Annotated in this window: 9 protein-coding genes; 3 read left to right on the top strand and 6 right to left on the bottom strand. The window is 62.2% G+C overall.

Going from position 1 to position 10,283, the window contains the following annotated elements:
- Positions 1-820, bottom strand: an 820-nt coding sequence (locus ACMO6A_RS10425; protein ID WP_418471228.1) for a DEAD/DEAH box helicase family protein, incomplete at its 3' end; no start/stop codon positions are given.
- Between the two features lie 227 nt (positions 821-1,047).
- On the bottom strand, positions 1,048-1,296 hold the full coding sequence (locus tag ACMO6A_RS10420) for a KilA-N domain-containing protein (RefSeq protein ID WP_227111432.1): 249 nt from the start codon (positions 1,294-1,296) through the stop codon (positions 1,048-1,050).
- A gap of 309 nt (positions 1,297-1,605) precedes the next feature.
- Between ACMO6A_RS10420 and ACMO6A_RS10415 the strand changes: the two genes are divergently transcribed.
- Positions 1,606-2,679 carry a YeiH family protein gene (locus tag ACMO6A_RS10415; RefSeq protein WP_114548063.1) on the top strand — a complete coding sequence of 358 codons (1,074 nt, stop codon included), beginning with the start codon at positions 1,606-1,608 and terminating at the stop codon, positions 2,677-2,679.
- Positions 2,680-2,939: 260 nt separating this feature from the next.
- Here the strand turns inward: ACMO6A_RS10415 and coaE are convergent, their stop codons facing one another.
- Both coaE and mnmA read right to left on the bottom strand, forming a co-directional pair.
- The gene (coaE, locus tag ACMO6A_RS10410) at positions 2,940-3,539 is read right to left on the bottom strand and encodes a dephospho-CoA kinase (protein WP_009306647.1); all 600 of its coding nucleotides are present in this window, start codon (positions 3,537-3,539) and stop codon (positions 2,940-2,942) included.
- Positions 3,536-4,594: a tRNA 2-thiouridine(34) synthase MnmA gene (gene mnmA, locus ACMO6A_RS10405; RefSeq protein ID WP_009609383.1), complete on the bottom strand. Its 1,059-nt coding sequence runs from the start codon at positions 4,592-4,594 to the stop codon at positions 3,536-3,538. Before mnmA ends, coaE begins: the two co-directional genes overlap by 4 nt.
- Before the next feature lie 258 nt (positions 4,595-4,852).
- Between mnmA and ACMO6A_RS10400 the strand changes: the two genes are divergently transcribed.
- Both ACMO6A_RS10400 and ACMO6A_RS10395 read left to right on the top strand, forming a co-directional pair.
- On the top strand, positions 4,853-6,778 hold the full coding sequence (locus tag ACMO6A_RS10400) for an acyltransferase family protein (protein WP_009306649.1): 1,926 nt from the start codon (positions 4,853-4,855) through the stop codon (positions 6,776-6,778).
- A gap of 145 nt (positions 6,779-6,923) precedes the next feature.
- Positions 6,924-8,240 (top strand): NCS2 family permease, encoded by a 1,317-nt coding sequence (locus ACMO6A_RS10395; protein ID WP_418471224.1) that lies wholly within the window; start codon positions 6,924-6,926, stop codon positions 8,238-8,240.
- A 106-nt stretch (positions 8,241-8,346) separates the two neighbouring features.
- Here ACMO6A_RS10395 and rpsA read toward each other — a convergent pair whose 3' ends face one another.
- Together rpsA and ACMO6A_RS10385 are read right to left on the bottom strand one after the other, a co-directional pair.
- Entirely contained in the window at positions 8,347-9,507 is a 1,161-nt protein-coding gene (gene rpsA, locus ACMO6A_RS10390; protein WP_406566315.1) for a 30S ribosomal protein S1, read from the bottom strand.
- 313 nt (positions 9,508-9,820) lie between these two features.
- Positions 9,821-10,237 (bottom strand): Fur family transcriptional regulator, encoded by a 417-nt coding sequence (locus ACMO6A_RS10385; protein WP_009306652.1) that lies wholly within the window; start codon positions 10,235-10,237, stop codon positions 9,821-9,823.
- Positions 10,238-10,283 lie beyond the last annotated feature (46 nt).

Raw genomic sequence — 10,283 nt, 5'->3', positions numbered from 1 at the left:
GACGCGCGGTCACGTAGTGGGAGGCCGGCCAGATAGGCAGAGCCTCGAACTCGCTCAGCACTTCGCCCGTCACGTTGTCGATCTCGGTGATGGACTCGATCTCGTCGCCCCAGAACTCGATGCGGATCGGATGGTCGGCATAAGGCGGGAACACATCGAGCGCATCGCCGCGCACGCGGAACGTGCCGCGCTTCTGCTCGTAGTCGTTGCGGTCGTACTGGATATCGATGAGCTCATGGATGACCTGGTCGCGATCCATGTCCTTCTGCTTGTCCACGAACACGGCCATGCCGGCGTAGTCCATCGGGCTGCCAATGCCGTAGATGCACGACACCGACGCCACCACGATGCAGTCGCGCCGCGACAGCAAAGCCGACGTGGCCGCATGACGCAGTTTCTCCACCTCTTCGTTGATGGACGCGTCCTTCTCGATGAACGTGTCCGACGAGGGCACGTACGCCTCGGGTTGGTAGTAATCGTAGTACGACACGAAGTACACCACGGCGTTGTCGGGAAAGAACTCCTTCAGCTCGCTGGCCAGCTGCGCCGCCAGCGTCTTGTTCGGAGCCATGACCAACGTGGGCTTCTGCACGGCCTCGATGACCTTCGCCATGGTGAACGTCTTGCCGGAACCGGTGACGCCCAGCAGGTTCTGATAGCGCAAGCCCTCCTTGACGCCGGTCGCCAGCTTCTCGATGGCCTGCGGCTGATCGCCCGCCGGCTCGTACGGAGACACCACTTTGAACGGCGTGGAGGCAAGACGAACCTCGGGCAGCTTGCCCTCCATCTCGATGCCTTCGATATTGGAAAGATGAGCCATGCTGCTCCTTCCGAACAACAGCGGAGCACCGACGCGTCGGAGCCGCGCAACGTAAAACTTCGCAGGAGATCCAGTGTATCACAGCATCTGTAACATGAACAGATGTTCGTTAGTAAACGGTTACGAAGCGGAGGGCAACGCACGCCCCGAGCCTAGCTCTCCGCCCTCCAACCCGTCGGCTGCGCTCGACCGAAGCAGCAGCGAGAGCCGCTCTCGCGCCGCCCGGTTCAAATTGCTGCCCGAACGAGCTTTAAGGAGTCGAATTCGACCCCTTTAAAGCTTGGATTGTACAAGGTTTCCCAAAGACCCAGATATTCGATAACATCGTGAGTCCTCATCCAATTCTTTATCACATCTTTCGGCGTGGGGCTTTTATAGCGCGCAATATCGGTAAGCGAAACGTAATCAGCATAGGCGTCGCCTTTATAAAACGTCACTTCGATACCTTGCGCGTTGATCGTCGCACGATCAGACATACGGCATACACCTCTCTTTATCTGTTCCGATGATCTGAGAGGATCCTGCGGATCTTGCAAGCATGGTACGGGCGGCGCGGAACATCCGCCGCCTCTATGGGCATCCGGCCGAGCACGCAGACCGGCAAGCACTTGCACTGGTTCTTTTATGATGCTAGCATCATATCACAGATTTACAAACATATGTTCGTAAATTTTCAGTATTGTAACGAGTTCGATAACCGCGACAGCCACACGGCAATGGTATACTCTGACGCCGTCGCTCACGCATACGGAGCGCGCACCCGTTCGATAGCAGAAGGATCGACCGTGACCAACGCCTTGAAGAACATACCCGGCCTGGCTGTATGCCTCGCCCTCGCATTGCCGTGCTGGTTCATCGGGCAGCAGTTCCCCATCATCGGCGGGCCCGTGTTCGCCATCCTGGCCGGCATGGCTATCGCCGTGTTCTGGAAGCAGCCCACGCGTGGCCGCGTGCAGACCGGCATCGCGTTCAGCGGCAAGAAGGTGCTGCAGGCTGCCGTCGTGCTGCTGGGCTTCGGGTTGAACCTCGCGCAGATCGCCCAGGTGGGCATGATGTCGCTGCCCATCATCGGCTCAACCATCGCCACTGCGCTGATCGTGGCGTTTTTGCTGCACAAAGTGCTGCGCATGCCCTCGGAGATCTCGACGCTCATCGGCGTGGGCTCGTCCATCTGCGGCGGTTCGGCCATCGCGGCCACCGCGCCTGTCATCAAGGCGCACGACAAGGACGTTGCCCAGGCCATCTCGGTCATCTTCCTGTTCAACGTGCTGGCCGCCCTTATCTTCCCATCGCTGGGCAACGCGCTGGGCATGACCAACGAAGGCTTCGGCCTGTTCGCCGGCACCGCCGTGAACGACACCTCGTCGGTGACGGCAGCCGCCGCGGCATGGGACGGCATGCATCCCGGCTCGAACGCGCTCGACCAGGCCACTATCGTGAAGCTCACCCGCACGCTGGCCATCATCCCCATCACGCTGGTGCTGGGCATTTGGGTGGCGCGTCGCGAAAGCCGCGACCCCATCGCGCTCGAAGCGCAGGGGCACAGCGTGGTGAAGCCCGCAGGCAAGCTGGGAGGTTTCAGCCTGCGTCGCGCGCTGCCCGTGTTCATCCTGCTGTTCCTGGCCGCGTCCGTCATCACCACGATAGCAGTGTCCGCCGGCATCGACGCGGCCGTGTTCGAGCCGCTCAAAACGCTGTCGAAGTTCTTCATCGTCATGGCCATGGCCGCCATCGGCCTGAACACCGACATCGTGCATCTCGTGAAGTCGGGCGGCAAGCCCATCCTCATGGGCCTCTGCTGCTGGGTGGCCATCGCCGCCGTCAGCCTGGGAATGCAGCACGTCCTGGGATTGTGGTAGCGGCCACCGCTGACGCCGCACGGGATCCTTCGACTCCGGCGCTTCGCGCCTCCGCTCAGGATGACAACGCCCCCAACAACCAAAACAGGCTCCGGCCAAGAACCGAAGCCCGCAGCTTTACCAGGGACGGGTCGTGGGCGAGGGGTCTGATACGAGTTCCGCACGAGCCGAACAGCCCAGCGGGCTGTTCGTGCGAGCAGGACTGTCTGAGTTGCAGACCCCTCGCCCACGACCCGTCCCCGCAGGTTGAACGCGAGGACCTACAGGTCCTTGGAATACTCTCCCCACCAGGCCAGCACCTTGTTGCGCATCTCCTCGGGAGTACCGTCGTTGTTGAACACCACGTCGGACGCCTCGATGCGATCCGCGTCGGTGATCTGCTGGGCGATGCGACGACGCACGTCGGTCTCGTCCCAACCGCTCTTCACCGCACGCTCGATACGCAGGTCGATGGGCGCGAGGACGGCGATCACCACGTCGGCGTCGTAAGCGAGCGACGTCTGGCGGTTCTTGAACACCGAATGCTCCACCACGACGGCCTTGTGGCCTTCAGCCTCCAGCTCGGCCACGCGGTCGGTGAACGCCTCTTCGATGCGCGGCAGCGTGATGCGGTTGAGCTTGCGCGTCTCGGCCGGACTCACGAACGCCTTGGCAGCCAGCGCGCGGCGGTCGATCTCGCCGTCGGCTCCCAGGATGTCCTCGCCGAACGTTTCCACGAGCTCGGACTTCACCGTGTCCCACAGAAGGACGTCGTGGCCCACTTGGTCGAGATCGATGTTCGGCAAACCTTGCTCGACCAGCGCCTTGCGGGCCGTGGACTTGCCGGCTCCCATGCCGCCGATGATGAACAGCTTCTTCATGCGTGCATTACCTCCTCAATCATGCCGCCTCCCAATACGGTGTCGCCGTCGTAGAGAACGGCGTATTGGCCCGGCGCCGTGGTTGGCTGCGGACTCCGCAGCGCGAGCGATACGCGCTGGTCGTCTTCCGGCTCTATGATACACGCACACGGACGGCTCCGGTAGCGTAGTTTCACCATCGCGCCGTACGATTCGCCGAGCGATTCGAACGCTTGCCAGTTCATGTCGCCCACCACGACGGAGCCGATGAGCGTCTCGTCGGCAAAACCCACCACGAGTTCGCGGGTTTCGACGCGCTTCTCCACCACGTAGTACGGCTCGGGGCCTGCCACGCCGATGCCCTTGCGCTGCCCCACCGTGTAGTTCGCCAGCCCCTCGTGGCAGCCGAGCACATTCCCCATGCGATCCACAATGTCCCCAGGCGCGTCTTCCACGCCACGCGCGCGCAGAAACGGACGGTAGTCGCCCTCGATGAAGCAGTTGTCTTGGCTTTCGGCCTTCTCGGCCACGACCAGGCCCAGATCGGCCGCGATCACACGCACCTCCGCCTTCGTCATGGCCCCCAGCGGCAACACGAGGCGCGCCAGCTGCTCCTGGCTCAACAGCGAAAGCATGTAGCTTTGATCCTTGCGCGCGTCCAGGGCTCGCTTCACCACGAAGCGCCCCGAATCGGACAGACGGGCAATGCGCGCGTAGTGGCCCGTGGCGATGCGGTCGCACCCCAGTTCGTCGGCTACCCGCACGAGCGCGGGCATCTTGCACCGCGCGTTGCAACCCACGCACGGACTAGGCGTGAGGCCCGCCGCGTACGACGAGACGAACGGCTCCACCACGCAGCGTTCGAACTCGCCCACGCACTCCGGCGTCTCGTGGCGAATGCCCAACTGGGAGCACACGGCCGCCGCATCGGCCGCCGCGCGCTCGGTGGCAGCGTTGTCGCGAAAGCGGCACGTGACGCCCACCACCTCGTACCCGGCGCGCATGAGCAGCGCCGCAGAAACCGCGCTGTCCACCCCGCCGCTCATTCCGAGCGCAATGCGCCCGCTCGCATTCATTTCCGGCACTCCTCCTGTCGCCCCGATGCGCTCATCGGGAAATCGCGTCTTTCCGCGATTATCCCACGGCGATAGAAGATCGAGTAGACGATCCGACCTCTTAACACACGATCGCCGAAGCCTTGCTTCAGCGCTTCGTTGAATGGCGTATGAAGAATCTCTCGCTCTCTTTATGTTGCGGACGAGATGTAGAAACATTGTTATACTGGCAATTCGCGCCCGAGGGGCGCGAAGAATCGAAGGGAGGGCAAGGCTCGCATGTCGGGGACGAAATCACGCTATATTCCCGCACTCGACGGACTGCGCGCGTTCGCCGTCCTCGCCGTTATCGCCTACCATCTTGGGATGCAATGGGCTCCTGGAGGCCTGTTGGGCGTCACGGTGTTCTTCGTGCTGTCGGGCTATCTCATAACCAGCCTGCTGCTCATCGAGTGGGACAACACCGAAACCATCAACCTGCCGCAATTCTGGCTGCGACGCGTGCGACGGCTCATGCCGGCCATCGTGCTGATCATCGTATGCACCGCCGCACTCTGCGCCTTGTTCGACCACAGCCTGCTCACGAAGCTGCGCGACGACATGTGGGCCGCGCTGCTCTGGGTGACGAACTGGTGGTACATCTTCCAAGATGCTTCTTATTTCGACGCGCTGGGCGCTCCCTCGCCGCTCACCCACTTCTGGTCGCTCGCCATCGAAGAGCAGTTCTACCTCGTCTGGCCGGTCGTGTTGCTGGTCGCCCACAAAACGGGCGTGAAGCGCACCACTATGCGCAATGCCACGCTGATCGTCGCCCTCTTGTCGGCGCTGGAGATGGCGCTGCTGTACAACCCGCTGGACGACCCGAGCCGCGTGTACTACGGCACCGACACCCGCGCGTTCTCGCTGCTTATCGGCGCATGGCTGGCGTTCGTGTGGCCCTCGCACATGCTGGGAGCCCAGAAGAGCGTGCACCTTACGAAGCAGGTGCGCAACGTCCTGGACGGCGTGGGAATCGTCGCGCTCGTCGCCCTGCTGGGCCTCATCGTGTTCGTGGACGGCTTCTCGCCGTTCCTCTACCGCGGCGGCATCCTGCTGGCCTCCGTGCTCACCGCCGTCGTCATCGCGGTGATGGTGCATCCTGCGAGCCTGCTCGGGCGCTTCGCCGGAACGAAGCCGCTTGTATGGATAGGCCTGCGTTCGTACGGCATCTACTTGTGGCACTACCCGCTGTTCCTGCTCATGAACCCGCGCAACTTCACGGGCGAGACGCCGTGGTGGATGTATCTCGTGCAGGTGGCCGTCGTGTTCGCCTGCGCCGCGTTCTCGTACCGCTTCGTGGAGAACCCCTTGCGCAAGGGGGCCATCGGAGCGTTCGTGAAAGGCGTGCGCTCGAAAGAAATCGATCCGCCCGCATGGCTCAAGCACCACGTCGTTCCCGTCCTAGCGGGGTCGGCCGTGACCATCGTGGCCGTGATCGGCCTTATCGTGGTGCCTCCCATCTCCGCCATCGGCGCCGCCGACCTGCTGAAGGACGAGCAGGCCCACACCTCGCAGATGCCCGAGCTGCCCGTCGACGACGCAGCGGCCGGGTCGCCCAAGCTCGACGTGCTTATGATCGGCGACTCGGTCTCGGTGCGCGCCATCCCCCAGTTCGAAGAGACGTTCCCCTACGGCGCGATCGACGCCGCCGTGAACCGCCAGCTGTACGCCGGCCAGGAGACGTTCGACTACTATAACGACCAGGATATCGTGGGAGGCGTGGTGGTGTTCGCCCTCGGCACGAACGGAGCGGCCACCGACGAGCAGATCGACGAACTCGTGGCAGCGGCCGGGCCCGGCCGCCAGGTGTTCTTCGTGAACACCCGCAGCCCGCAATCGTGGGTGGGCCAGACCAACGGCGCCATGTTCGACGCGGTCGACCGCCACGACAACGTACACGTGATCGACTGGTACACCGCCAGCGCCGGCCACGACGAGTACTTCGACGGAGACGGCACCCATCTCACCGAGGAGGGCGCGCGAGCCTACATAGGCCTCGTCCACGATGCCGTCGCACCGCTGCTGCCCGTCCACGCCGAAAGCGACGAAGCCGCTGTGGTCAAGTCGCCGCTCGAACTGGCTGCCGACAACGCGAAGAAAGCCTCCTCCGACACCGTGCGCGCGCTCGCCGCGAACGCGGCGAACAATCTAAAGCCCCGAGAGTAACCCTCGCCGCCAGCCTGAAGCATCTTCGAAAGGCGCTTATACCCTTCCCGTTTCGTAATCGGACTTGTACAATGCGAAAGCGGCAATGTACAAACGATGGGAATCCTGCTACGCAGGTCCACGCGAACAACGAGGGGGTTTCTACATGCTAGACAAGTTCTTCAAGATATCCGAGCGAGGCAGCACTGTCTCCAACGAAGTCATTGGCGGCCTTACGACGTTTCTCGCCATGGCGTACATCATCGCGGTGAATCCGGCGATGATGGAGGCGGCGGGAATCCCGTTCAACGCCGCACTGACCGCGACCTGTTTCGGCGCCGCCATCATGACGGTCGCGATGGGCCTGTTCGCGAACCGTCCCATCGCGCTCGCCTCCGGGATGGGCATCAACGCCATCGTCGCCTATTCGCTGTGCCTCGGCCTCGGCGTGGACTGGCGCGTGGCCATGGCCGTCGTGTTCCTGGAAGGCATCCTCATCTTGCTGCTGGTGCTTTGCGGCTTGCGTAAAGCCGTCATGGATGCCATCCCCGTATCTCTCAGACGCGCCATCGGCATCGGCATCGGTTTGTTCATCGCATTCATCGGGCTGAAGGGCGGTGGATTCATCGCCACCGACGAATCCACGTTCCTTGCGCTGGGCGATCTCACCAGCCCGACCGCCATTGTGGCCGCCATCTCCATCATCGTGGCCGTGGTGCTCACCGCCGTCAATCTCAAAGGCGCCCTGCTGATCTCCATCGTGGCGGCCACTATCATCGGCATTCCGATGGGCGTGACTCCACCTGTCACCGACTTCTCGTTCGCGCCCGACTTCTCCGCATTCGCAGCTCCGTTCCAAGTCACGCCCGAGGGCACGCTGGCCATCGCACAGGTCATCGTGCAGCCCGTGCTACTGCTGTTCGTATTCAGCCTGCTCATGAGCGACTTCTTCGACACCATGGGAACCGTGGTGGCCGTAGGCAGCCGCGCTGGCTTCGTGGACAAGAAAGGCGATGTCGAAGACGTGCAGCCTATCCTCATCGTGGATTCGGCCGCGGCGGCAGCCGGCGGCTTCATCGGAGCGAGCTCCATCACGTCGTTCGTGGAATCCGTCTCCGGCGCGGCAGCCGGTGCCCGCACCGGCCTGTCGAACATCGTCATCGGCATCGCGTTCGTGGCTTGCGCGTTCCTCGCGCCGGTTATCGGCATGGTAACCAGCTCGGCCACCTGCGGAGCCCTTGTGGTGGTGGGATACCTCATGATGACCGAGATCGGCGAAATCGATTGGAGCGACATCGCTTCTGCATTCCCGGCATTCCTTACCATCGTGGGCATCCCCATGACGTACTCCATCGCCAACGGCATCGGCTTGGGCTTCATCTCCTACTGCATCATCAAGGTTGCCCAAGGCAAGTTCCGCGACGTGAAGCCCCTTATGTGGGTAGCCGCCCTAGCGTTTTTGGCTTCGTTCATCTTCGCATAGAAGCGTCTGCGTTCAGAAAAGAGCCGGCACTTGCGTCGTCGGCTCCAATAGCAAAAGAAGGCCGGTCTTGCGACCGGCCTTCATATACGCGTTATGGACGCTTAGGCTATTCGGCAGCCTCGGGAGCGGCGGCTTCCTCGGCGGGAGCGTCAGCCTTCTCGGCCTTCTTCTTGGCCGGCTTCTCCTCAACCTGGATGGACTCGTCCACTTCGATCTCGAAGCCCAGGTCGGCCGCGGCGGCCTTCATGGACAGGGAGATGCGGCGACGCTCGGGGTTGATCTCCATGACCTTCACCTTCACCTCGTCGCCGGCCTTCACGACCTGAGCCGGGGTGTCGATGTGGCGCATGGCCATCTCGGAGATGTGCACCAGACCCTCGATGGACTGGCCCAGCTCGATGAACGCGCCGAACGGCACGATCTTCGTCACCTTGCCGTCGACGATGGTGCCCACCGGGTAGCTCTCGACGAGCTTGACCCACGGATCCTCCGTCGTCTGCTTGAGGCCGAGCGAGATGCGCTCGCGCTGCAGATCGACGTCCAGAACCTCGACCTCCACCTCGTCGCCGACCTTGACGACCTCGGAGGGATGGTTGACGTGGTTCCAGGACAGCTCGGAGATGTGCACGAGGCCATCGATGCCGCCGAGGTCGACGAACGCGCCGAAGTCGACGATCGAGGAAACGGTGCCCTTGAGGCGCATGCCCTTCGACAGCTTCGCGAGGATCTCGGCGCGCTCGTTCTTGCGGCCTTCCTCAAGCAGCACGCGGCGGGACAGCACGACGTTGTTGCGGTTGCGGTCCATCTCGATGACGCGGGCTTCGATCTCGGTGCCCAGGTACATGTCGAGATCCTTGACACGACGAAGGTCGACCAGCGATGCCGGCAGGAAGCCGCGCAGGCCGATATCGAGGATGAGGCCGCCCTTGACGACTTCGATAACCTCGCCCGTGACCACTTCGCCGGCCTTGAACTTCTCTTCGACGCGGATCCACGCACGCTCGTACTCGGCGCGCTTCTTGGAGAGGATCAGGCGGCCGTCCTTGTCTTCCTTCTGGAGAACGAGGGCTTCGATCTTCTCGCCCAGCTCCACGATGTCGGACGGATCGGCATCCTTGCGGATGGACAGCTCGCGCGACGGGATGACGCCCTCGCTCTTGAAGCCGATGTCGACGAGCACCTCGTCGTGCTCGATCTTGACGACCGTGCCGTCGACCAGGTCGCCCTCGTCGAACTCGGTCAGCGTGCCGTCGATCATCGCATTCATCTGCTCGTCGGAGATGTCCTCGAAGTCGATGACGGACGTGTTTTTGATGTCGGTCAAAACGGACCCCTTTCAATTCTTTCTAATCGGGGACCCTTCGTCATGATTACTTGCTACTTTACCATGTTCGCTTGTGCAAGAAACTTGCCCGTGCAGCGGTGTAACAAACATGTCTCGGGGGCCTACATTACCGTATGCTTACAGCTTCCGTGCTATAAGCCATAGTAGTATAGCACAGCGGCACCCGGCCGCTGTGCTCATTTTAACGAACCCTCACGATAATTTCGACTCTCTCCGCACGGCAGAAAAGGCTCGATCAGTTCTCGGCACTGGCCTTGCAGTGGGCGCACACACCGTCGAAAATGATCTCGTGATGCTCGATGGTGAAGCCGTGCGCATCGGAAACCTGCGATACGATATCGTCCTGATAGGGCATGTCGATGTCGAACACGCCGCCGCATATGCGGCACTTCGCATGGTAGTGCGGCTTGTTGAGGAAATCGTAGCGGTCGGCGCCGTTGGGAACTTCAACCCGCAGCACCTCCCCGCGGTTCGCCAGCACGCCGAGGTTGCGGTACACCGTGGCACGCGAAATATTGGGGTGGCGCGCGCGCACCACCTCGTACACGTCTGCCGAGGTGGGATGGTTATGCAGTGATTGCACCGCCTCCAAGACGAGCGCTCTCTGAATAGTGTTGCGCGTCGTGGCGCGCTCTGCTTTTTCCGTAGCCATAATAGTCCTGCCGTTCGCATGTCTAACCCATACTATTGATTAATTA

It is taken from the genome of Eggerthella sp., from assembly GCF_048329335.1.
GTDB lineage: Bacteria > Actinomycetota > Coriobacteriia > Coriobacteriales > Eggerthellaceae > Eggerthella > Eggerthella lenta.
Note: the sequence above shows the minus strand (reverse complement) of the source record. Positions and strands in the feature narration are given on the sequence as shown.